The organism is Litoribaculum gwangyangense (assembly GCF_039543505.1).
Lineage (GTDB): Bacteria > Bacteroidota > Bacteroidia > Flavobacteriales > Flavobacteriaceae > Litoribaculum > Litoribaculum gwangyangense.
The window spans coordinates 747,127-772,469 of sequence record NZ_BAABJW010000002.1 but is presented as its reverse complement, the minus strand read 5'-3'; the positions used below and the strand labels follow the sequence as shown (position 1 = coordinate 772,469).

Genomic DNA, 25,343 nt, shown 5'->3' with positions numbered 1-25,343 from the left:
AAATATTATAATTATTAAGTTTTGAATTACTTATTGGATTAGTGGGATTTTATTTCATTAAAAAAAATGAGTTATAATAATTTTAAAACCAATAATGTAATTATTCCTGTTTTGAGGTTCAAATAATATAAAAAAAGGGAAAGGTTTATATTATGCCCCTTTCCCTTTAATTTAATTTATTTGGTTATAAACTTATTTTTTTACAAGTTTTAAACTTTCAGAACCTTCATCAGTTGTTATTCTCGCAAAATAAAGCCCTGTAGTAAGTTCAGAAGCCTCAATTTCTACTTCTGTAGATTCAGGTTTCAAACTCATCACATTTTTCCCTAAAATATCAAATACTTCAATGGTGTTCATTTTAATATTCTTAGTACTCACTGTCCAGCTATCTTGAGATGGGTTAGGATATACTTTTAAACCTTCTACCTCGAAATTTTTAGTAGATAATGTAAATGCCGATTTTGAGAAATAAATATTATCAAAATAGTAATCAAGACCTGCTGTAGCTTCAATCACAAGTTGAAAAATACCAAATCTATCACCTGGATTTGAAAGTCCTCCAAAAGTGTTCAAATCTATATCCACACTTGTCCATTGTCCAGGAGTAAGTGTTACTCCAACGTTTCCGTTAAAAGTAGGACCTCCTGCACCTTCTAGTTTTACGATAGCAAACGTGCTTGTATCAGACCATATGTCTATGTGAAAATAATTGTATGCACCGGCATCAAACTGAGTGAATGGCATGAATAAAAGATTTACATCTGTAAAATATCTTATATTATCTGTTGTTCCAGAAACAACTTCTGCTGTTGATGTTCCAAAATTTGATGGTGGAACAGTTGCCCATGTAGGATTATTAAAATCTAATTTATTCGCAGGGATAGTATACTCATCGCTAAATATATATTTTTGGTCTGTTTCTGGTGTTATCGAAACAGGAGCTGAAACTAACGGTGCAGGAATAACACATGAATTACCACATCTACCTCCACAATCAACGCCTTCCTCATCACCATTTTGAATCCCGTCAAAACAATCACCAGATGGTACAGCTCCAAACGTAATATTATCAATATAAATGGTGCGAGCTGTAGCACTTGGAGCGAAACTAGGTAGAATAATAATTTGATCTATTTGCTCTCCCAATGTATTATATGCACTCATATCAAAAGTCAATTTCGTCCATTCGTCAGCTACAGTAGAATTTTGTGAAGTTACTTCGCCTACAGATGCATTAGCAACGCCAGCCAATTTAATTCTTACAGGTGCAGAATACCCAACTTGGTAAACCATCATTGTCATGTAGTTGTTAGTGTCATCAACAGTGTATGCTGGTAAATCAGAAGGTGTAACTGAAGGATTTCCTGCCGGGTGTCCGGATTCGGCACCTATTCTACCCCATACTTCCATAGTTGGATCACCAGTAAATTGAAAAACATTAGCAGATGTGTTTATTCCTCCAGCAACTGGGTTGGCAACAATACTACCGGCCACATTATAACCATTTACAGGATCGTTTTCAAAGACTGTCCAGGTCCAACCAGCACCCGTATCAGCTGTTTCAAAGTCTATTACTAAAGCTTCATCTTCTGGACAAACGTTAAATTCATCTCTATCATTAATTCCAGCAGTGTGAACTCTGTTTGCGAATGAAAAATTATCAGTATTTACAGGACCTGCAGCACCTCCATTAGCACAGGCTATTAAATTTTCTTCCGTCGTGGTATCTTGGTTGTTCCATAAATATTCAAAGCCAACTGACGGTCTTACACGAACTGTATGTGTTCCATCACCATTATCTACGGCACCAGGACCACCATTTATGTCAAAACTATTTACACTATATCTTATATAATGGAATTCACCTGCTGTACCAGTTACTGCTATTTCTGGGTAAATAACCCCTGGTTTTCTGAATGATTCAAAATAGTATGTATCCGGCGGCGTTCCACCAGTAGCGATTCTATTACAGAAAGCAAAGAAATCAGTATTTTTTGGTTCATCAATCGCAATATCATTCTCTAATCCCTTTGATGCTACAAGTGGAACTAAAGCTTCATTATATCCAGCAAATGCATTAGCTGGCCAGTACGCCCTCCAAATATATTCTATTTGTTGACCGAAAGGAACTGCAGTAAATGTGTATGACCAAGTACCATCGTTATTGTTGACTGCTGCATTCTCTTGAAAAGCTGGATTTTGGTAATTATGAACAATGTTCATTCCACCAGTACCAAGATCTATTTCACTTACATCTACGGTAACAGTTAAGTCAGCCTGTGCCCAAGTAAATGAAACAAAAAGGCAAATTAATAAAGTAATTTTTTTCATAATAAAATAGTTTTAATTAAAATTAGTAGTTAATATTAAATTCAGTTTTATCAAAGTTAACTAATATTATTTAAAATAACAGTTAATTTACCCCATACATTCATTGTACAAACTCGTGAATTTGAAAACAGGTTTTTTAGGTATTACAACGATAATTTTGGTATATTATCGTTATTATTAAGCTAAATTTTGCCTCTGTTCTTGCTATTACAATTATTTGTTGTGGTAATGTTGTGTTTTAAATAATGTTAATTATTTTTTAAAATTTTAATTTTTCATGTTTATCCCATAAGCCCCAGTAAGCTCCAACATCACCTTCCGGTCCCGTTTTCCAAGATTCATCAAATGATGAAAAATAAAATATCTCAACATTGTCTTTCATTGACCACAATTGTGTATTTATAAAATACTTCATGGCATTTTCTCCAGAAGGGATAGCACCTCTTAGGCTTTGACCTTCACTAGGCCACCCTGTTTCGGTGATAATTACTTTTTTACCTCGACCAGCATCGCTAGCCTGTCCAAACATGCGTTGCATATGGTTTAAAGCACCATCAATATGGCAACCTTCCCAAAATGGGTAGCAATTACTTAAAATAACATCGCAAATATTAACCAATTCGGGGTGCACAGAAAATTCATAATAAGCATCCACATAACCTACTTCGATATGTGGAATGGCTTCTTTAACCCTTTTAATGTAGCCTAATAATTGGTCTAAAGTTAAATCATTTCTATATAAAACTTCATTACCAACAGCAGCGATACTCACGCATCCCTCTTTGGCCAATTCAATTAAAGACTCAATTTCTTGTTCATTTTTTTCCATATCATCGCCCAACCAAGCGCCCACCATCGTTTTTAAACCATGTTTATGCGCAATTCTAGGTACATGTTCATTTCCTTCAATACAAGAAAATGAGCGCACCCATTTGGTGTATGGTTTTATGATATTAATTCTTCGTTCAACTTGTTCTTCTGTTATCGTATCGCCTGGCTCTTGACCATCTTCATACATACTAAAACATAAGCCATGCATTCCGTTTTCAAGTGTTTTTCTCCAGAGTTTTTGCAACTCTTCTAATGAATATTTACTAAAATCAACACCAGTATAATCTGAATAGTTGGTATCTTTTAACAAATAATCGTGTTCTCCTCTATATGACATCTTATTTTTATTTAAAGTTATAATTCTCCTCTTCTTTCTATTAATTCTTCTTTTATTTCTCTAGCTCTTTCTTCGTTCAGACTATAATTCCACATCACCCAAATGGCTAATGCTGCCGTAGCAGCAGGTATCACGATATCTGCTATTCGTAGATTCGTCATGGTTTCTGCCGATTGAATGGTTAAATTTTGATCAAATCCAACAAGTTTTAATACTAAACCACCTAATACCAATGCTAATGCTTGTCCTAATTTTACCATCCACCAGTAAATAGCACCAAAAGTTCCTTCTTTTCGGGGCATCCCATTTCGTAGCTCATCTAAATCGCACACATCGGCAGTCATACTCATCATTAAGGTAAATAAACCACCTAAACCAAAGGCCATAAGCGGTATAGGCATAAATATTAAAAATGGTTCATCAGGGTTGAATCCCCACCATTTTAATAAATAACCAACTATAGAAATAACAGTAGACATAATGAAGGCATTGCGTTTTCCCCATTTATTAGCCATGGCAGAAATTATTGGTATGACGGCAAAAGCTGTTACTACGGCAGTAATAGTTGAAAACCATGCTGGCCAGTTACCTGCCGCACCATAATCGCCCTGAAACATATAAAATACAATGATAAAATAGCTAAAGGATGCTACCAACTGAAATCCGTTAAAAACCAAAAATGTCGCACCACAAAGTCTCATGAAAGGCTTGTTTTTAGATACTTGAACAATCCCTTGAAAAAGATCTTTTAAATTTGAAAACATCGTTTTAAACGTAATTACTTTTCTGTTTTCCATGTTAGCTGAGTCTATACCTTTACAAAAAATGGCAGGTAATAAACCCAGAAGAAGACAAATAGCACCTACGATAATGGATAGTCGTCTTACACCAACCGCTTGAGATTCGAATAAATCTGGATCTGCAATAAGGACCCAAAACCATGGAACGATCATCCAAGCAATTTGACCTATGGTTTGTGAAAAGGCCATCAAACGTGTACGTTCGTTATAATCTGAAGTCATTTCGTAACCTAAACCAATTAAAGGTGTTGCGAACATGGTATTACCTATTAGGAAAACCATAGACATTATTAAAAAATACCAAAAGTTATAGTTTACAGAATCTTCAGGGTCTAATTGCCACAATACGATAAAAAATAGACCACTCAGAATAGCTCCCACGAATATATAAGGTCTTCTGCGACCCCATCTGGAATTTGTGTTATCAGAAATAAAGCCCATTATCGGATCGGTAAGTGCGTCAAAAATTCTTGGCAGACCACCTAACAAACCTGCTAAAAAAGGATCCATTCCGAAAGCAGTAAGCAAAAAGAACATAAATATGCCGAGTGCTCCTGGTAATAAGTTTAATACCAAATGTCCAGCACCAAAAGCCATTTTTTGACCAATTGGCACTCTATCTTTTAAGGGAGTTACATGATGTTTCATAATTATTCAGTTTTAGTTAGTTTATATTTTTAGGAATTACAATAGTTTGAATGGCTTTAGCATCAATAGTAAATTCTACGGATTGGTCATTTAAAGTCAATTGAATACCGCTAGGGGTTTCCATTTCATTAAAGACAACAACGGCAATCGACCCATCAGGGTTTTCAGCTGCTGTAACCATTAAATTTTTATCGGAATTTTCAACCCCAATTACTTTAGCATTAGGTCTTATGAATTTACTGAAATGCGCCATGGTGAAATACAGTGGTGTAAAATAGACTTCATCTTTATCAGGATCTACAATAACTGGTGCTATACACCAGTTTTTAAACCAGTTTGGACCACCTTGTTTGTCAAGAACCATATTCCAGTCTACCCATCCATCTACCCAATTATTTAGACACCCAATAATATCTCTCGCATAGCGGTTAACAGGAGCATACTTAGGGTGTAAATGTTTATCTTCTTCAGGTGCCCAATCCCAACCCCAATCGGTCGCTTCTTTTTTCCAATACCAAGCATCATCTTTCCATACCGGAACTTCAGCATCAACGCAGGCTTCTGATTGTATTAAAAGTTTGGAAGGCGCTTTGTCATGTGCATATTGCAATTCTTCAGGGAAATAATCGTAGGTACTTGCATACCAATGAATAGCTGTTCCATCAAAATATTTGGAGGTTTCCTCATTCTTAAATTGTGAATCTACCCATTCTTTTAAATGTTCTCTATTTTGATCATAACCCAAAATTTTCAAATTCCCTTTTCCATCGGCTTCCAATTTGGGGCCTAAATAATTCTGTACGAAATGAGTCATTTCATCAGGAGTGTAATGCATACTTTCCCAATTATTACCATTACCTAAAGGTTCGTTTTCAACAGTAAAGCCCCATATATCAATACCTTCTGCTTTATAGGCATCTGCATATTTTGAGAAAAATAAAGCCCACGTATCATAATATTCTGGAAGTAACTTACCTCCAACCCATTTATTATTATCTTTCATCCACGGAGGAGCTGTCCATGGAGATCCAAAAATTTTAAACCCATCAGTTGATGCCGCCAAGGCTTCTTTTATAAAGGGTATTAAATCGGCCTTATCCTCTTGAATATTAAAATGTTCTAGCTCTTTATCACCTTCAATAGGCGCGTAAGAGTAATTACTCAATGAAAAATCACAGGAATTCATGTGGGTTCTGGTTAATGAGTAATTAGCACCATCTTTACTAAAATAAGCATCAATAATCTTTTTGCGATTCTCGGTGCTTAACTTATTTAATAAATATGCTGAGGACTCTGTAAAGGCACCTCCAAAGCCTGTTATGGTTTGGAAAGTTTGGTTCGGATTTAATTTAATAACCGTAGTGCTATCATTAGATTTGAATTCCTTTAACCGAGTTAGTTTATTTCCGCTAGCCGAAGTTTCATATACTTCTAGAACCAATGTTTTGTTTTCCATATTACAACTTACCATAACCAACGTTACTAAGAAAAATGCTATTTTTTTTATTTCGTTCATTAGGTTTGTACTCTTTAATGTTGTTTTATTGCATGCCATTCTTCCGCAGTGGGAGGTACCTCAACATCTTTCATCAACTCATTTTTATTACCATCGTACGTTTTAGTTATTGGATTTCCATTCCTTGTTAATCCTTCAAATATGCCTTTATCTACGGCATCCCAAAGAACATATTTGGCTTTACCATCAACAGTGAATAATCCAAAATGTTTTTCAGAATTCCCAGAATTATCGCCACCTTTCCATGGTTCATCAAATCCTTCAAAATAAAAACAAGACATCCCAGCTTCGTTTGTCCAGTCTCTCATATGTTTATAATAGAGCGCTTCTTTGTATTCATCACAAGCTTTTGAGCCATTCGTACCATAATAACCTGAAGAATAACTGGCCCATCCCGTTTCGCCAATATGAATGGGTTTGTTAACACCAAGATTTTCCATGTATTTCTTAACATTTTCGTATTGGGTTATGGCGTACTCCTTAGCTCTGAGCATTGAAAGTTCAATTTTTTCCATATCGGTTTTACCTTCCAAACCTTCTTGATTTAACCAAAATTCTGGCTGGTAATGGGTGTCATGCATTGGGTAAGTATGTACAGAAAGAAAATCGACAGCTTCAATTAATTTATTTAAATCTTCCACATGATATTCTTCACCTCCGCCTCCCCAAGAAGCAAAATTATCTGAACTGGTTACCCATAAATCTTTAGGGAGTTTACCTTCATTCTTTAAAGTTTGCAGGTGATTGACCCATTTTAATATGATCCAAGGTTCTACATAATAACTTACAGCCCATTTCACCATAGCCTCATTGCCAACGGCTATCACTTTGACGATATCAGGGTATTGATTGGCCAATGCTACAGCTTTTTCTATTTGTGGTTTGTTATCTTCGCTTTCTATATTATGAATGGGCTCTTGGTCCGTCCAAGCGTTTTTGCAGTCAATCCATGCACCAAGCATAACATACATTTCAAAGCTAGGATCTGTTTCTTTTATTTCGCTGATAGCTTTTAAAAGATTTTGGGCCTGAGGTAAATGTACTTTGTAGGTTCGAACAATCCTGATGCCTAAAGCGTGTAGGATTTTCATATCTTCCTTTAGTTCATCTAGAGTAGGCTCTATGCTGTGATCTGGATACCTGTAGCCTCCATAAGACATTGCTAAATAGTTTGGATTCCCTAGAATATCTTTTGCCGTTAATTGATTTTTTTCCGCTACTTGATTCACATTATTATTTTTAACTTTACCACAAGACCATAGAAAGCTGATTAAAAAAACCAGTATGCAATTTCTTATGATTGATACATAATTTTTCATAACTAATAATTATAAGTTGCTTCTGTTTTCAAAGGAGGAACTAGAACCTCTGATAATAATTTTTCCTTTTTTCCTTTATAAGTTTTAGATATTTTTTTACCGTCTCTCGTTAATCCATTGAAAACACCACGGTCAACTAAATCCCAAATCGCATATTTTGCTTCTCCCTTCAGGTTTATAAGTCCGAAATGGTTTTCAGAGCCACCAGGATTATTGGCGTCTTTCCATTGCTCATCAAATGCTTCGAAATAAAAACAAGAAACCTTTGCTTTATAACTCCATTCTCTCATAAGTTGAAAATATCGGCCCGATTTATATTCGTCAGCAGCTTTAGATCCACTAGCACCATAGTGTTCATTCGAAATGGTAGCCCATCCCGTTTCACCAATATGCACAGGTTTGTTAACCCCAAGACTTTTCACATATTTAACAACAGCTTCGTATTGATCCGTTGCAAAATTTAATGCCCTTTGCATCACAGACTCAATTTTTTCAAAATCTGATAAGCTATGTTCGTTTTCAGGAACTAACCAAAAATCAGGGTTATAATGAGAATTGTGCATAGGATAAGTGTGCATAGAGATATAATCTACGGCCTTAATAAGATTGGTTAAATCTTCACAATGGTAACTTGGGTCTCCAGCTCCCCATGATGAAAAATCATCGGAACTGGTTATCCATAAGTCTTTAGGAAGCTCTCCATTTTTCTTTAATTTTTGTAAATGATTAACCCATTTTAAAATAACGTTAGGACGTACAAAATAACTAGTAGCCCATCGCACCATAGCTTCGTTTCCAACAGCAATAATTTTAACGATATCTGGATAGGCTTTAGCTAGGGCTACTGCTCTGTCAACTTCACCAGCATTATTTTCACTTTCCACATCATGATTGGGTACCATATCTGTCCAAGCATTTTGGCAATCAATCCAAACACCTAACATCACATACATTTCAAAAGAGGGGTTCTCTTTTTTTAATTCAGTTATGGCTTTTAATATATTAGGGGCTTGTGGTAACTGTAAATTATATGTTCTTAAAATTTTAACGCCCATAGCCGCTAAAATTTTCATATCTTCTTTAAGTTGGGAAATGGTAGGTTGAATATCTCTGGTTTTCTGCCTGTAGCCACCGTAGGAAATTGCTAAATAATCGGGATTACCTAAAATTTCTGCTGCCGTCATATGTTTAAGTTTATTCACTTTTCTTATTTTTATACTTATTCCTTATCTCTATAGTTTTTTCAGAATGATAAGACAATAATTTTAATTAATTGGGGATGTATTTTGGTTTACTTATTAATAGAAACTGTAATTGTTTTTATTTTTCCTTCTCTTTCAAAAATAGATTTCGAGGTTTCCTCATCCAAACTCAAACCATTAAATGTTTTACTGTCATTGTTATTGTAATCTACAACAATACTATTGGAATTAGAAAGTGTATAAACAATGGGAATTTGACAATAACTAAAACACAATGCGTCCTTTTTCAATTCCATTTCCATGACTTCATTTTGAATGTTGGTATAACTAAAAACAGCTTTTTCTTTTAAAAACTCTTGTTTCCTTAACAATCTGGGATTAAAATATAAAATACCTTGATCGACAAATACGCCTAATTCTCCGTAACGACTTAATAAATCTTCTTTTACTTGTCCTGTCATCCCAGGTTGTTGAGCGCCTTTGGTTGCAGGAGTGTGCGAATAGGGGTCAGTTGGGAATGCGCCATATAATTCTGGCGATTTATGAACACCAATTCCAGCATTAATTTCATAATAATGGTCTAAAAGCTTGCCTATTATTACTTCACTTTCATTGTTGTTTACAGCAAGCAAACAGTTCTCTTGAACTGCAAGTAATAATTTTGATACCATATGCCAGTAAATAGACCCTAAGCCTTCATAACCAAAGAAAGTTCCTGAACGGCCTGTAAAGGACTTATGATCAAAAATATCTTCAAAAATATTTAGTAATAATTCCTTGTCTTTTGATGCAAGAGTTTGATATTGTTTTGGTAAGTTGGTTAGCGCTTGTTTTAAGCTATTTGCGTTATTAAAATTACCGTTAAAATGGTATTGACCCAAAACATCTTTCTCTATTATTTGAGTATTTCCATTGGAAATCAAAACCTTTAATAACTCTGATTTTTCAACTTTTTCAGAAGGAATATTATTCTTTTTATCGAATCTCGGTAGTTCTTTATTTGGATATAAAATATAACTGTATTGATCATCTCTAAATAATGCACTATTTTTTAAGCCATCTAATAAATCTAAAGCTTCTTTTGGAGACAGATGGCCAGCACTTAAGGCTGCTACCTGTCCTTCCAACATTTCGGATAAATATGAAATAGAAACTTCATTATCATTTTCAACGGTCATTAAGTTATAGGCATGATACATATTATCAGAGCGTTTATTGGCATCAATAGTATGTTGTAAATATGCTTTAGTGAGTTTAATAAAGTCTAAAAGATCTGTTTTAAGTACCGATGATTTTTTAGCAGAAAAACCCTCCTTATAAATAGTCATGCGGTATTTACTACCTGCCAATCCAACGCCGTCTAACACCGTTTTTCGGTCTTTATTAGAAACCTTGCCTGAAAGTATATTTTTGTTATTCTTTAATGTTTCAAAAACCTCGTTAAAAAAGACTAATAATTCATCAGATACTTTTACGGAATTGGTTCCAGATTTTGAAACTACTTTTTCAAAGAAATTAAAAAAGCGATTTAAATAACAAAGCGTAACCATAGATACTCCGTTACCAACTAAGGCATTATTAGCATCATTCCACTCGGGTCTTTGCGTATTTAACCAAATACCGCCTTCCGGAATGAAATTTGAGACTTTTGCAAGCACTGTGGCCAGTAATTTCTCAATTAAATTAACCTTGTGGATATCAGAATTTTTATTTTTTAACAAGGCTCCATCTGCTCCTAATACTTCTTTGTTTTTATTGATTTCTACATCTAATTTATGATCAAAATCTATGGTGTCTTTTGGGTTAACCAAAGTGTCCTCATAACTTTTAATTTTATAAGGAACATTGGCATATACAAAAATTTCTTGGGTAAAACGTTTTTCTAATAGGCTAGGGTAGTGGTTTTCTATAATCTCCAAGAATTTTAAGAGATAGATTATCTGGTGGTCACCCCAATACCCTATGTATGACCAAGGGTCGTTTTCTTCAATAATTTCCCAATCAAAACCATCTTTTGTTACTCTGTATGGGTTATAGCCTTCAAATGTGGTAGCATTTAAAAACTTATGAATCATACTTTCTATATATTCTGGGTACGAATGGGCTAAAGCTTCCCAATTTTGGAATATATCTCTCCAGTTACCTTCATAATCCAATATTTTAGAGCCATCAATTTCACTTCTTGTATTTATCGAAAATTTATTCCATGGCCTGCTTGGATCTCCGTGCCTTCTACTAAATTTTAAGGGTAAGTATTCAAAACAGAGTCTTTTAAAATTACTATCGTTATCATCCTCTGCCAAATTTTTTAAATAATCGAGCGAGAAAACTTCTGGAAGTGTATTTAATTGTTCTTCTTTTGTTGAGAAAAGTGATTTATTGGCCTTTGCAAGATATTTTGTAAAGTCTTGTTTTTCAATATTATAACCATCATCAAAAATACCACCACGCATAATATTGAAAAGGGTATTCGAAAAATGACGCGTATTTATCAATGAATCCGCCGTAAATTGCAATCCATCTGAAGCAGCCGTGAGATTGATTAATCTTCTTGTACCAGTATTAATATCCGTTTGTACAATTTCAAATAAATTATTTTCTTTTTTTATAGTTTCAGCAGTTTCATTGACACCAGTTATAGATTGATTAACGTTAGCTACAAACATCCATGTCTTGTCAGAATCAACATTAAGGTCAATTGTAGAGGAAATAAAATAAGCGCCTTTTTCAGCCTTAATGTCTTCTTCTTGTGTGACAGATTGCCCTTTTCTAAATTTATCCAATTGGACAGAAGACACGAGATAGGTTGCATTTTTCAAACCTGATGACCATACAATATTAGCTTTTAAAGCTTCGCTAGGTTCTGCTTTATCAACTATAATAGCGCTTAATGCATAAATACCCAAACCAGTTTCGGGCATTAATTCGCTTCTTTTATAAGCGTCAACCAAATTACTACGTATAGCCTGTGTATCTGCTGTTACACCATTTGGCAGAATATTTTGTAAACCATCCAAAACGGTAATTGTTTTTTTAGATTTGGAATTATTTATAAGTTTAGACTTTTTAACAAAGCCAAACTGATTACTGGAATTCCATTGGTATTGAAACGTTAGGCCTAAATCATGATTGACTTCTTCAAATACAATTTTATTACCATAAGTATTTTTATAAAGATTTCTTGATACTTTATAAATGCCCATTTGGCGTATTGAAAAAGGTTCCCAAATGATGGTTTGATTGTTTGAATGTATTTGAAAAATAGTTTTACTTCCTGTAATTTCAGCAGATTCGGTTATTTTATCATCTGTGTAATAAGGAAATAGTGAATATTCAGCATTTTTCCTTCCAGCTGTCAAACCACCATTACTAGAAATAAACATCCAATGATTGGAGTCGCTTACGATGCTCATAAAAAAGGGCCGCATAGCATCACTATTGGAAATTTTGTAAAACAACTCATTTTCAAAGGTTACCAATTCCCCTTTTATAACTTCTGGTTGATCTGATATTACTTTAGATTCTTCTGTGTGATTCGTATTGCTCATTTATTTGATATTGAGTTTTAACAAAAAAGGTTAATCATAAAATGGGTGATTAACCTTTTTTTAATTGGGCTCTTACTACTTAGTGTAAACACGCACGTAGTCCACTAACATAGTTTGTGGAAAAATAGTTTCGGCGTTTGGAGATCCAGGAAAATCTCCACCAACAGCCAAGTTGATGATGATGTAAAATGGTTGATCGAAAACCCATTGGTTCCAAGTTCTATTTAATGAAAAACATTCTTGTGCCGTTAATTCGTCACAAGCTTCTTCAGGAAGAGGAGTTGTTGGCAAGTCGTCAGGGGTAATTTGATTATATAAAACATCATCTATGTAATAATTAATATAGTTTTCACCCCATTCTATTCCATAAACATGAAAATCGGTATCTAAGCGATCGTTCTGTAAATCATATGTTTTAGTTATGGCTTTGGACGCAGAATATCCCGGACCATGAACACTGCCGTGAACTATGGTTGGCTCTTGACCCCTATTCTCCATAATGTCGATTTCACCACAGAAAGGCCATGTAACCTCATCTATATTATTTCCTAATAGCCAAAATGCTGGCCAAAAACCTTTACCCCAAGGTAATTTTATACGGGCTTCAAAACGGCCATATCTTTGTGCAAATAGACCTTTCGTTTCTATACGAGCTGACGTGTATTGAGACCCATTGAAATTTTCTTTCCTTGCCGTAATATGTAGCATACCATCTTCAACTTTAATGTTTTCAGGCCTATCGGTATAATATTGTAATTCATTATTAAAAGCCGTTCCTATCCAGTTGGTCCATAATCCAGAATTAGGACTTCCATCCGTATCAAACTCATCGGCCATAACTAGCTTATTAAAGGTAGTTACCGTTTGTGTATCATCCGTTTCACAGCTAAAAACCACAACAGATAGAGTTAAGATATATAATAATTTATATGTTTCTGTTTTAAACTTATTTATAAAATTCATATTAAAAATTTTTTGTGTTTGAAAGCTTTTATTAATTGTGGAAATAAATATTATCTATAAAAATATTTGTTATTGATCCAGTTGCATTCGGATTAGTCCCTTCTGTTACATATACTAGTTGCGCTAAATTAGAGCGCGTAGTTAAAGTAGGGAAACTTGAAAATGGAACATCTACACTTATCCAACTTCCGTTTACCAAAGGAGTTGCACTTGTACTTGTTAAAGTAATTGAGCCCGCTCTATCATTGCCGCCTCCAAAAACATTATCTGCTCCTAAATCCTGCAAAATGATTCTGATAAAATCGCCAGGTTTAAGTGTGTTTTCTACAAATATATCTATATGAAAATGCGTCATTTGGGAAGCATTAATCGTTTTAGCGCCTTGAAATTCTGTGCCCACAAAATTCAGCGCGGTATATTTGATAATTTTGTTACCATTTATATTGATATCGTCCTGACCTTGTGTTGTAGAAAAATTCCAATACCCGTTGAAGTAGTCGACAGGTCTATTAGTGTAAGCATCACTGAATATAGAAATTACTCTGGAAGGATCTAAAGTTGGCGTTGGGGCCAAACCTATTGAGCTAATTTCTAAAGAACCATCAGCATCGGTAGTACCTAATTTCGCGGTAATTGTAGTAGTACCTTCACCAACTAATGAAACTTGGCTACCTTCAGCACGCGCTACACTAGGATTTGACGATGAAAACGTAAAATAATTAGGAGAAGCTATTACACTTATATTTTGTCCATTTGCTAAGTTTGAAGTCACTCCAACTCCAGTAACTATCAAGTTTTCACCAACAAAAGCCGCCCCATTTGAATCCAAACCTTGGTTTATAAAAGGTCTTGCTTGACCTATGGTTCCTAGGTTTTCAAATTTAAGTTCGTCTATCCAAAAAGTGTACCCCAAACCACCAGTACTATCCGATCCCGCTGCAAAAAGAAATAATCCTGTTTCTTTAACTAGTCTGGATGGATCTGGTATTGGAATTATATATTTACGCCAATCTGTAGATAGTTGAATATTTTTCGCAGAAACTGCATAGGTTTCATCTAAAAAATCTAGCGGTAAATCGTCTCCAAAAGTTGTTCCGAAGCCTATATCACCTATGGTTGCTGTGGTAGAACCTTTGGCCCAAAACGTAAGTGCATTATAACCAGTTAAATCTCTGCCCGCACCACGATCTCTAAAAATACCACCTATATACCCTCCAGCAGGGTCCGTGCTTGAAGGTACATCAATTCTAATGGATGATTTACCTTCATAAGCCACATTATCGTCCACACCAAATCCATCTACATTGGCTCCAGTTGCTGGATCGAATGATACAAAAAACTGATCTGTTAATCCTACAGGGTTATCAGTAAATATTTCTGCAGTATTCGGAAATTTTGCTGGAACAACGTCATCCGAAAGTTCTCTTTCACAACTAACATTGATAACAGAAACCAACGCTAAAAGGAATACCATTTTTAAATAAATAAATCTTCTTTTTTTCATTTTTTTTAATTTTAAGTTTTTGTAAAATATTTTCACTAGTTATGAAAATAAATATTGTCTACATATATATTATTTAAAGTTGAAGCACTATTAAGCACAATTTGTGCCAGTCTATCTCTGCGCGCAAGGCCCAGAGTATTTAGGTCTATTTCAAGAGACATCCATTGTTGTGACACTAAAACCGTGCTATTAAATACAGCACCTGCTCTTGAATTTGGCGGATTAAAATCTATTAAGTCTATATACATTACGGTAGGCGCAATAATAGGGGTTGTTGTATATAAATCTATATGCATGTACCTCATATTAGTAGCGTCTATTGTTGGATTTGTAAACTGAACACCAACGAAATTGAATTTTGTATAGTTAATCATGCTATTACCATTTATGGTAATTTCTGAAGATTCCGTTGTTTGGTACGGTTGCCAATATCCATTTAAATAATCAACATTTATATTGTTATAAGCGTCACTATAAACAGAAATAACACTATCAGCACTATATTCAGGGTCTGGTGCCGTTTCAAATGGAATGGCTTCAATGGTTAACGATCCGGGTACTTCTTTTCCATTGAAGGTGGCAGTAATTTTTGCATTTCCTACATTATGGATACTAACAATACCAAGGTCGTTTACCGTTGCTACATTGGTGTCAGACGTGTAAAAATCAAAATAAGAAGGCGCTATTTGTGTGGTTTGATCGATGCCTAAATCTAGGTTAACAGTTTGTATTAAACCATCTACTTTAACTTGTGAATTCACAAACCCAATCATCGATTTGTCTTCACCTTCATAAATTGATGTTCTGAATTGACCAAGTGTTTCTAACTTTTCAAATTTTAATTCATCAATCCAAAAAGTATATCCATCGCCATTTTCAGGGCCTTCCGCATACCAAAACAATCCTTTTTCAAGTTTTAATTGTGAAGGTTCTGGTAATGGAATAATCACTTTTGCCCATTTAGTTCCTACTCTTAAATTACTTAACGATACCAAATTTTTTGATGTTTCGAAGTCATTACCGAATCCTATGTCATTTATGGTACCCGCTTGTGAAGATTTTATCCAAAAAGTTAAAGCATCGTAACCAGATAAGTCTCGACCGCCCAAATCTCTGAAAGTACCTCCTGCATAGGGACCTAAAGGGTCCCCTGCATTAGGAACATCAAAACGCATGGATGCACTTCCCTTATATGCAACCTCTGTATCTACTTCAAAAGCAGTGAACTTGGAATTGCCAAAAGCAGCATACTCTAGCCCAGAACTAAAACCGTCCATAAAAACCTCACCTGTTTTAGGAAAACTAGCCAATACAGCATCCTCAGAAACTTCTCTTTCACAACTAAAAATTGTGCAGAAAATGAATCCTTGGAAAAGTGTGATTTTTAAGCGATTTAAAATCATATGTTATTATTTTCCTAGGTTTATTTGAATGTATGTCATGATTTCCCATTCTGAACCATTTGGAAATCCAACGGAACTAATTATTTGCTCAGGTGGAAACGATTCTTCATTAACTGCGTTAGGGCTATATCTTGGTGAAAACTGATTTAAGGATCTCCAAGTTCCACGCACCCCAATTTGAGTGGTAGGCAAGATAAACCAATCTGGTTTACTAATGGTGCTGGATATATCTAACATTAATTGCATTGGGAAGGTTAGGTTGAAATCCCTATGATAATCAAAAGGCCCCCAATCATTCACTTTTATGTGAGAATTGATTTTCATTTTCTTGTGGATAGCTCTAATATCAGCTCCAAACCTAGTAATGGTTCTGTCCGAGTCACCATTGGCTTGTCCGTTTCCATAATAGAAGTTCCCAACGACTCCAAAGTCGCGACCGAGTTTAGAAACCATACGGGTATGTGCTTCCCATAAATTTTGCGCTGGAACAGATTGACCAAAGGCAAAGAAATTACGGTTTTCATTAAAACCAATATGAGAGTCCATGGTTGTAGGCAGATTACGGAATACAAATCCGGCACTTATGGCAAATGGTGCATCTTCAGCTCTATCGTTATCCCATGCATACATCCAAGTAGCAGGTGTTGGATCGTAAGTAAATAGAATTTCTCCGGCTGTTGTTTTTCTGTTTCCATTTCTTACCGCAAACGGATCATCTATCACATTTCTTAATCTGCCAGGTGCAGCACCTCCATTTGGCATGGGGTCAACTAAAGGTTGTTGGTACATAAAGTTTGGAGCTATTTGTAAGTCTCCAACAGCAAATGTAAAACCTGTTAAAAAGTTAGCCATATTGCCACTACCACTATCCTTTAATTTCCATCCAGTAAAAGTCTGTGTTTGATCAAAGCCTCCATTGGCAACTAAGCCCATGATAGAACCTTGAGCATACCAATTGAATTTGCCTCCTGCATACGTTAATTTTCCTTTACCTCCCCAGTTATCTGAAGATTTAATTTTATCTTCAACAACATTTCCATTACCATCTATATCTTGGTATGAAATTCCATTTAAAGGTCTTCCTCCCCAAATTCCTCCTACGGTTAGCTCTACTTTTCCGAATTCTCTTTCAAAAACAACCGTAGCTCTTTCTGTTGGCCATGCTGGAATCACACCACTACGAACTTGGTCTGCATTTAAAACACGTCTGCCATTCTCATCAAGAGGAACATCTTTACCTCCTCCAAAGAAAAGCACAGAATTTAGTGACTCATCAAAATCTTTGTGGTATATACCTGTGATGTCCCAATGTCCTACTTTCTTTCTATATTTTAACAACATAGCTGGGTTGGCTCCCCACCATAGTTGCGGTCCTATAGCGGCCTTAAATCCTGCTAATGAACCTTTACCATCAATTTCCATCCCTAGAATTTCACCATTATAGATGTCTAAATTCGGACCATAGTTAGATTCCGGATATAAATTAAAGAAATCACCTTCATAACCCCAGTGATAATGACCGGTTCTATAAAATCCTCTAAAGTCAAATTTCTTAGTATTCCATTCAAACTCTGCTTGATACACTCGAACTCTATTGTTATCAGTTAAAACAACATCTTCTCCAGTAGCGCCTTGAACAGTAACAGGTCTAGAGACATTTTCATAAAATATTTGATCAATTGGATTTGTAGCTACATTACCTACAATATTGAAATTTACATTCGCTCTCACGCTCGCAGTTGGTTTTGCTTCCACTCCAATAAAGTAAGATTGCATGTGGTCAAATCCAGTTCTATTTGGAAAAGCATTGGGCTCATCGGGGTCTGCTTGTGTAGGTGTAGTTAATAAGGAACCTCCTGTATTGAATGTGCTAAATCTAGCACTGAATTCGCTAAGTCTTAGTTTTTCTGAGTCTCCACCGCCTAATGCTGCTTTGTCGCCTCTTGCTCTTAAAACGGCATCCATTAAATTTACTTTCTTAAAGAAATTTTCTACAAATTCAGCATCAACACCTTCTGCATATACATCCAGACTATGTACATCTTTTAAAGCGTAATAAGAAGCTCTTGGATATAATGTGTATAATCCTCTTTGATTCGTTGGACCCTTTGCACAGATACCAAACCACTCTTCATTCATGTTGTTAGCGCCTGGATATGCTTGATCAATCGTATATCCACCCGCATTCCAGGTAGATTCTGTTTGGTGAGTATCGGCATCTTTTCTATCGTCAAATCCCGCTTTCCACCAACCATCAGAAAATTGGAAGGTAAATCCTCCAATGGAATTTCCAACTTTGCCTAAGCCAGCAGCATTTTGATAGATTTCTTTCCAGTTTTCTACATTATAATAGGCTTGCATTTTTTGATCTTCAGCATTTTCGATGGCATTAAAAGCATCTGAACCAAATTCGGTAAACATAATAGGTAAATTAAGTTTATCCTTAACAACTTGAAACATATCACCAAATGAAACCCCGCGGTAAGCATTGGTTCCATAGATATCGATGTCTTTACATTCATCAGCAATGATGTCTATAAATAAAACATCTCCATTACAAATAGCGACAGGGTGGTTTTCATCTATAGCTTTCATAGCTTTAGCAGCTTCATTCATTAATTTATACATGGGTCTCCCTCTAAGTTCTCCAACGGCATCTATCTTTTCTTGACCTTCAGGGAAATCTTCTGTTTCAGCACCTTGCCAAAACAGACCATAATTGTTCTCATTACCTATAAGATAGAGTAATATACCCGGTACATTTTTGTACTCGGTTACCATATTGGTTATTTCTGACATTAACAACTCTTTTGTGCGAGGATCTTTATAGTCAGTAATTGGGGTCCATACGCCATCTATAGTTAAACCATATCTACCAAAAGAGTCATTTAACATGGTGTAAATACCATACCTCTCATATATATATTTAACCCATTTGGCTGGTACACCAGTATATTGACGTATAACATTGACATTCATGTTCTGCAAAAGTGCCATTTCAGCGTCGAGACCAGCTTTTATAATATCGTCTGGTTTTTCGTAGAATTTAGCATCTACCACGTTGGTACCAATTGGAACATAATCCCAGTTCATACCGTTAATCATGAAATCTTGTCCATTTACCACTAATTTCATCCCTTCGTCATTTTTTACTACTGACACCTTACTCACCTGAGAGTACATGCAAATAGTGAATAAGAAGAGCACTAATCTTAGAAAATTGTTTTTCATAGTTTTATATAATTTAAATTGGTCAATAATATTAATTAAACTTCAACATGCTTGTGTTGTGGTTTAATATTTGAAAAGATTTGTGGGAAGCTAAATTTATTAAATTAAATACGAAATCAACAAAAAATACCGCAACAAAAAATATACATGGTAATAATTGTATTATTTTTTTAACAATAAACTAGTTGTATGGTCTTTTTGTACCGTAAACATTGATGGTTTTAATTAATCTGTTAATTTAATAATATGGTAATGTTGTGGTTTTGTATAGGAGTTAAACTAGTCTGTATTGTTATTAAATTTTTAAAATATAGTCTGTTAAGCTAGATTCATGCGATAAATCCATCTTTTTTCTAAGCCTGTAGCGTTTAACTTCAACGCTTCTCGGGGAAATGTTAAGTAGAGGAGCTATTTCTTTGGATGATAAATTTAATCTCAAATATGCACAGAGGCGCAAATCATTTGAGGTTAAAGAAGGGTGTAAGTTCTTTATTTTCTTAAGGAAATCTTTGTCCGCATTATTAAATGCTTCCTCAAATAAATGCCAATCATCATTATCGTTTAAATTTCTATCAATGATCTTGATAACTTTTTTAACACCATTATTGTTTTGTTCTTTTTGTAATTCTTTTTTTATAGTATTTAAAAATTCATTCTTTTTAATCAAGCTCATTGTTGAAATTCCAAGTTCTCTGTTTTTACTTTCTATATCCTGTCTCAATTTATCATTGTTGAATTTCATAAGCTGTTGCTTGTTTTCTAACTCCTTTAGTTCTAACTCTTGCAATGTTTTTTGTAAAAGTTTTTCCCTTTGTTTTTTGTAGTATCTTTTATATGCGTTATGCATGAATATTGAAAACAGTAAAATAGATAGAATGTAAATAGCAATCATTACATTTGATAAAAACCATGGACGTTTTATTTTAAAGCTGTAAGATTCTATGTTTTTTGTAAGCGTATTTCCAACTCTTGATCTTACTTTAAAGGTATAATTTCCGTAAGGTAAGTTTTCAAATACTGCCATGGAATTTTCAGACCACTCACTCCAATCTTGATACATTCCATCTAGACGATACTGGTATTCGGTATCAAGATATTTTTCAAATTCAGGAACACTAAATGAAAAGGCTATATTATTTTCTTTATTTTCAAAAGAGCCTTTACTTTTTTTATTAACTATAACATCTGGACAATTTATACAGTTTTTTGATATTGAATTAATGGTAATAGTGTAGGGATTACTTTTTAATTTGTCTAAATCTAAAATAATGAAACCAGTTGAAGTGCCTATTAAATATTTTTTATTATTTAAATAGGACATATTCTCGTATCCTGTTAAGCCCCTAGGTAAAGACTTTGAAAATGGTATTTTATTGATTTTTGGGATGTTACTAAGTTTGCCAAGGGATAAATAGTTTAAATTTTTTTTAGAAAAACACCAAAGGGTATTCGTCTTTTTGTTAAATAAAAGTTTTCCAGAGGTGTATTCTTCTTTATTAAATAATTTGCTTAGTAATGTATCCTTAACAAAATTATTATTTATGCTATCATACTTGTGTACTCCTTCCCTAAAGGTGTAAAGTAATTCATTATTGTATTTTATTAAGCTAGAATTTATTTCTTGGGTAAATGAAGGATTTTTTTCAACCTCTATGGCTTTAAAAAAATCAGGGTCGGTTTTAATCTTGAAAACACCTTTATATTCATGACTTACAAAAATTTGGTTATTAAATATCTCAAAAAATTTACTTGAATTATCAAAGCCGTTAATTTTATTCCTAAATTTCCATGTACCATCTGATTTTTGAAGGATGTAAAGCCCATCATAATTTCCTTGCAAAAGTAAATCATCTCTTCCATTGATAGGTTTAATAGACCAAGTTCCTTGTTGGTTGCCACTTATTTTTTCAGACGACGTATTTCTTACTATAGAGGTTCCAGTGTCATGTCCACAAAATAATTCATCATCTATTTCTACCAAACACCAAACAGCTTCCTGTATACTTTCTAACAATTTAAAATCATTATTACTTTCCAAGCGTTTATAAAATAGTCCTTGATTGGTTCCTAAGTATAGTATATCGTTAAAAACAATGGATGTATGAACGGTTCCTATTTTGCCATCTTTATCGTTGTAAATACTAAAAGGAGATTTTACGTTTATACAATTAATCCCATTTTCCAATGCCAACCATATATTGGCTTCTTCGTCCTCAAATACCCAATGCACCGTGTTATTTCCTAAACCATGAATGGTATCAATATTATAGTCGATTTCTCCTTCTTGTGTTAAATGTAGAATGCCGTTGGATCTTGTGCCTAAAATGAAACTTTTATCTTTCAATTGGATGCTGCGGAATACACTGATTTCTGAAAGAGTTTCATTGGCAGGAATATCCCATTTTGATAGCGTATCTATTTCAAGTGTGTAAAAGCCATTATTTTCCGTTTCTATTAAAAGCTTTTCGTCTGAACTAAAAATATTGACCAGTCTATTATTTTGTATTACGGGATCGTTAGAAACCAATTTTGGTTTACCATTTTCAATTTTATAAATTCCATCCTTGGTTTTTTGAAAATAAATAGTTTCATCTACTTTAAATATCTTATATATTATAGTTTCAGAATCAATTGTATTGAAAGAATGATTAGATTTATTATAGATATAGATTCTTTTTAAAGATTGAAATAAGATATATTCGTCTATACTTACAATATTCCAAAACTCCTCATCCTCCAAAAAATTTATTTCAAGGTTTTTAGACAGTGAAGTGTAATATAGCAAGCCCAATTCGTTTCGTTGCCAATACCCAAATTCACTATTAGCTCCCGTATAAATTAAATCATCAATTACATTAACAGACCTAATTATGGTTTCGTTGGGAGATAGATAAAGCTGCCAATTAGCACCATTATATTCGAGTAAGCCTTTATTGTTCGCAACATAAATATATTTTTCTTTTGATTGCGATATTGACCAGTTCTGAGTTTCTCCACCATAATCCTTAGGAGTAAAGATCTCTATAGGAGGACTTTCTTGGGATAGTATAATAGTTTTAGTGAAAAAAAGTAAACTAAAAAGTATAAGTTTTGTAAGGTTCAATATAAATAGTTTTAGTTGTAGGGAAACTAATATAATAAAAATAATAACTTCAAACTTATAAGTGTAGGTTTTGTTTGTTAGAGTGCTATCTAATATATTTCTTTAAATCATAAAAACCATCCTATAAAATAAATAAACATTTCTTTTGGTTAGATATATAGTTAATTTTATATTTGCGCACCGGAAAATAAAAAGATTTTCTTCTTTATTATGGTCGCGTAGCTCAGTTGGATAGAGCATCTGCCTTCTAAGCAGACGGTCACAGGTTCGAATCCTGTCGCGATCACTTAAAAAATTAATCAATTCCATATCCCTACAGTTCATTTTAGCTGTAGGGTTTTTGTTTTTAGTTAGGTTATATAAAATGTGCGTAGTGTCATTTATTGGTATCTCAAATGCTTAACGAAATGAAATAATTTTTTGAAAAACATCAACTTTATTAAAATATCTTATAATAATTCCTCTAAAGATTTATTAGTGATAGTTTTAAATTGATTTTGTAAAAGTGTTTTTTTTAAGATTCGCTGAATGTCAGCATTATCTTTTTGTGAAATTAGAAATGGTTCCAAATCTTCCGAAGAATTAATTTGTTCATTTTTATCAATGAAACCATATCCACGATAAATGCTACTTTTAATCATTATAAACGCCTCCTCATTTTTATTTCTTCCTGGTTGTTTTAAGATCACATCTTTAGAGTGTTTTTGAAGAAATTTAATTGCTTTATTAACACGGTTGTTATATAATGTCTTTGATTCAGTTTTTTTGCAAACCCCTTTACAAGTTTGAATTGAATAATGTGAGCAATGGATAACATTTTCCTGTAAATGACAATATTTTGGGCAAACCTGAAATTGTTTACAAAGAAATTCTAAGTAGAATCGACATTCTTGTATACTATGCAATGTTTGTATGGCTTTTGGATTCGATTTCTGGTTATTATAGGCTAAATGAATAACGCCATTTCTGTCTTCATAACTAAATAAGACATAAACTTTTGGTACTCGTTTGGCTGCTTCATTATATTTTGGAAAATGATGCTTTATAGCAGCATCTTCCATTAATAAAGCTATAGTCTCACTTCCTGAGAGTTCAAAATCCAATTCGGCAGTTTCTCTTGTTAAATTCAGCTCTTTTTCCGTTTTATTGTAGAAATGGCTTAATACGCGCTTTTTAATATCTTTTGCTTTTCCAATATAAATAATTTTTCCTTTTTTGTCCTTAAAATAATAGACTCCTGTCGCGTTAGGTAGTTTTTCAAAAGATTCTTGTTTTAAATGTGGAGGCAGCGTAGTCTCTTTAGAGTCTTTTTTAAAAAAGGATTGGATAGCTTCTTGGGCCTTTGGTTGATTTAGTAATAACTTAAAAAGCATAACAGTTGCTTCTGCATCTCCTCTTGCACGATGTCTGGCAACAATTGGGATATCTAATTTGTCACATAATTTCCCTAAACTATAGGAATTAAATCCTGGTAACAATTTTTTTGATAATCTAACGGTGCATAGTTTTTTCCTGTAGAAATTAACTCCAATAGATTTGAACTCATTTCGAATCACATTGTAGTCAAAATTGACACTGTGTGCAATAAAAATGGCATCCTTTGTAATAGATAAAATGGAATCAGAAATCTCAGAAAATACAGGAGCTTTAGCTACCATGAAATCATCAATTCCAGTTAAGGCAGTGATATAACTGGGAATTAGTCTTTCAGGATTTACTAGGGAAGTGAACTCATCAATTAATCTATTGTTGTTATATCTGAAAATTGAAATTTCAGTAATTTTATTTCCTGCTCCAGTAGTTTCAACATCGATTATAGTATAAACCATTACATTAATTTTCCCAATGCTTTTAGTTCAACACCTAAATTGTTAAACATGTTAATGATACTGCTTAATTTGAGCTCATCTTCACTATACTCTTGGGTATTTATGCTACATGTAAATTCCCAAATCTCCAAAACTTCATTGATAGGGACACTATAGGCATTGTAAGTTTTATTGTCTGACATTAAAAGCAACGACCCATTAAAATCAATATTATTCATAATACGTTTATATACCATACCATCATTTAAGGTTACTAGTACATAAGTTTTACCCGTTTTAATATCGTTTCTGTCTTCGATAAAACGTCCCACAACATATGAACCGTCTTTCATGGGTAACATGGAATCCCCTTTTATAGGAAATGCTCTATGTTTTCCAGTTGGTAAAAAGGGGAGCTTTATTTTTTGTAATTGTTCAATGTATTCAGGGTCGTCATAACCAGTTAAATAACCTGCAGAAGCTTTAATAGGAACTACTTCTATTAAATTTTCGTTCTCTGAATCAACAACAATAGGAAATAATACACGTTGATTTCCTATTTCAATAAATGAAGAATCCTTTGATTTGGTTAAGTCATTTTTTAGTAAAATATCAATGGGGATTTTGAAATAATCAGATATACTTATTAGAAACTCAATGGTTGGAGCAGAGCGGTCTTCTTCATAGGATCCAATTTTAGAGCGTGTTACTCCCAATTCATCTGCTAACAATTCTTGAGTTAGGTTTTTGAGTTTTCTTAAATGTTTGATGTTTTTAGATATCATTCTCATAATACTAC

Annotated in this window: 14 protein-coding genes and 1 tRNA gene; 1 reads left to right on the top strand and 14 read right to left on the bottom strand. The window is 33.9% G+C overall.

Annotated features, from left to right (window positions below; all coding sequences use genetic code 11):
- Positions 1-192 precede the first annotated feature (192 nt).
- From ABD963_RS08935 to ABD963_RS08880, 12 genes are all read right to left on the bottom strand, one after another.
- Positions 193-2,331, bottom strand: coding sequence for a T9SS type A sorting domain-containing protein (locus ABD963_RS08935; RefSeq protein ID WP_345276605.1), 2,139 nt, complete (start codon positions 2,329-2,331; stop codon positions 193-195).
- A gap of 259 nt (positions 2,332-2,590) precedes the next feature.
- Complete coding sequence (locus ABD963_RS08930) at positions 2,591-3,499, bottom strand: glycoside hydrolase family 17 protein (protein ID WP_345276604.1); 909 nt, start codon at positions 3,497-3,499, stop codon at positions 2,591-2,593.
- A 17-nt stretch (positions 3,500-3,516) separates the two neighbouring features.
- A complete protein-coding gene (locus ABD963_RS08925) occupies positions 3,517-4,947 on the bottom strand; it encodes an MFS transporter (RefSeq protein ID WP_345276603.1) in 1,431 nt (476 codons plus the stop codon).
- 16 nt (positions 4,948-4,963) lie between these two features.
- Positions 4,964-6,418, bottom strand: a complete 1,455-nt coding sequence (locus ABD963_RS08920) for a glycoside hydrolase family 30 protein (protein WP_425562797.1) — start codon at positions 6,416-6,418, stop codon at positions 4,964-4,966.
- Between the two features lie 59 nt (positions 6,419-6,477).
- Complete coding sequence (locus ABD963_RS08915; protein WP_345276601.1) at positions 6,478-7,782, bottom strand: glycosyl hydrolase family 17 protein; 1,305 nt, start codon at positions 7,780-7,782, stop codon at positions 6,478-6,480.
- Positions 7,783-7,784: 2 nt separating this feature from the next.
- Complete coding sequence (locus ABD963_RS08910) at positions 7,785-8,966, bottom strand: glycoside hydrolase family 17 protein (protein ID WP_345276734.1); 1,182 nt, start codon at positions 8,964-8,966, stop codon at positions 7,785-7,787.
- Between the two features lie 107 nt (positions 8,967-9,073).
- Positions 9,074-12,532, bottom strand: a complete 3,459-nt coding sequence (locus tag ABD963_RS08905) for a hypothetical protein (protein WP_345276600.1) — start codon at positions 12,530-12,532, stop codon at positions 9,074-9,076.
- A gap of 75 nt (positions 12,533-12,607) precedes the next feature.
- The gene (locus ABD963_RS08900; RefSeq protein ID WP_345276599.1) at positions 12,608-13,495 is read right to left on the bottom strand and encodes a glycoside hydrolase family 16 protein; all 888 of its coding nucleotides are present in this window, start codon (positions 13,493-13,495) and stop codon (positions 12,608-12,610) included.
- 31 nt (positions 13,496-13,526) lie between these two features.
- The gene (locus tag ABD963_RS08895; protein WP_345276598.1) at positions 13,527-14,999 is read right to left on the bottom strand and encodes a hypothetical protein; all 1,473 of its coding nucleotides are present in this window, start codon (positions 14,997-14,999) and stop codon (positions 13,527-13,529) included.
- A 35-nt stretch (positions 15,000-15,034) separates the two neighbouring features.
- The gene (locus tag ABD963_RS08890) at positions 15,035-16,402 is read right to left on the bottom strand and encodes a glycosyl hydrolase family 16 (protein ID WP_345276597.1); all 1,368 of its coding nucleotides are present in this window, start codon (positions 16,400-16,402) and stop codon (positions 15,035-15,037) included.
- Positions 16,403-16,408: 6 nt separating this feature from the next.
- Entirely contained in the window at positions 16,409-19,633 is a 3,225-nt protein-coding gene (locus ABD963_RS08885; RefSeq protein WP_345276596.1) for a glycoside hydrolase family 2 TIM barrel-domain containing protein, read from the bottom strand.
- Positions 19,634-19,928: 295 nt separating this feature from the next.
- Positions 19,929-22,736 (bottom strand): helix-turn-helix and ligand-binding sensor domain-containing protein, encoded by a 2,808-nt coding sequence (locus ABD963_RS08880; RefSeq protein ID WP_345276595.1) that lies wholly within the window; start codon positions 22,734-22,736, stop codon positions 19,929-19,931.
- 212 nt (positions 22,737-22,948) lie between these two features.
- Between ABD963_RS08880 and ABD963_RS08875 the strand changes: the two genes are divergently transcribed.
- Positions 22,949-23,022 (top strand) — tRNA-Arg (locus ABD963_RS08875).
- A gap of 163 nt (positions 23,023-23,185) precedes the next feature.
- Here the strand turns inward: ABD963_RS08875 and ABD963_RS08870 are convergent.
- Positions 23,186-24,565 carry an exonuclease domain-containing protein gene (locus ABD963_RS08870; RefSeq protein ID WP_345276594.1) on the bottom strand — a complete coding sequence of 460 codons (1,380 nt, stop codon included), beginning with the start codon at positions 24,563-24,565 and terminating at the stop codon, positions 23,186-23,188.
- Positions 24,565-25,335 (bottom strand): XRE family transcriptional regulator, encoded by a 771-nt coding sequence (locus tag ABD963_RS08865; RefSeq protein WP_345276593.1) that lies wholly within the window; start codon positions 25,333-25,335, stop codon positions 24,565-24,567. The genes ABD963_RS08870 and ABD963_RS08865 overlap by 1 nt, the downstream gene beginning before the upstream one ends.
- Positions 25,336-25,343 lie beyond the last annotated feature (8 nt).